Origin of the sequence: Deinococcus fonticola, from assembly GCF_004634215.1 — a bacterium.
Taxonomy (GTDB): domain Bacteria; phylum Deinococcota; class Deinococci; order Deinococcales; family Deinococcaceae; genus Deinococcus; species Deinococcus fonticola.
The window spans coordinates 1-564 of record NZ_SMMH01000116.1 but is presented as its reverse complement, the minus strand read 5'-3'; the positions used below and the strand labels follow the sequence as shown (position 1 = coordinate 564).

At 59.4% G+C, this 564-nt stretch carries 2 protein-coding genes; one reads left to right on the top strand and one right to left on the bottom strand.

Features of this window, described 5'->3' with window-relative positions; all coding sequences use genetic code 11:
* Window positions 1–282 (bottom strand): hypothetical protein (locus E5Z01_RS20150; RefSeq protein WP_240738605.1); only part of this gene is annotated, 282 nt, incomplete at its 3' end.
* On the opposite strand from E5Z01_RS20150, the gene E5Z01_RS19300 reads away from it, so the two are divergent.
* A partial coding sequence (locus tag E5Z01_RS19300; protein WP_240738604.1) for a transposase occupies window positions 178–564 on the top strand: 387 nt, incomplete at its 3' end. The two genes, E5Z01_RS20150 and E5Z01_RS19300, sit on opposite strands and share 105 nt — an antisense overlap.

Genomic DNA, 564 nt, shown 5'->3' with positions numbered 1-564 from the left:
CGCAGGTTTCTGGAGAACCCGAAGGTTGATCCCTTCGAGATCTATGCGCCGCTGGTCTTCCAAGCCCTTCGTCACTGGGGCGAGCACCGCCTGGTGCTCGCTCTGGACACCAGTATGCTCTTTGGGAAGTTCTGCCTGATTCGCTTTGCTGTCACTTTCAGGGGACGATCTCTTCCACTGCATCAGGAAGTCATCCAGCACGAGAGCGCCCAGGTTTCGACCCGACAACTTCTCCCTGTGCTCGCCCGTGTCGAAGGCCTCCTCGATGCGTTGGGCATCCATGACGTTCGGCTCCTTGCTGATCGAGGTTTTTGTGACACTGAACTCATGGATTGGCTCTGGGCCTGCAAATGGCACTACCGCATCCGTATCAAGTCGAACCTGATCCTCGCTGACCTTGCAGGTCAGCGCCTGTGCAAGCTCGACGACATTCGACGCCGCCCCAGGGAAACACGCTGTTTCCACAACGTCGCCATCACCGGGCAGGCGTTTGGCCCAGTCCATGTCGCGGTCGCTCGACCCACAGACGTTCAGGAGCAGTGGCAGGTCGTGAGCAGCGAGCCG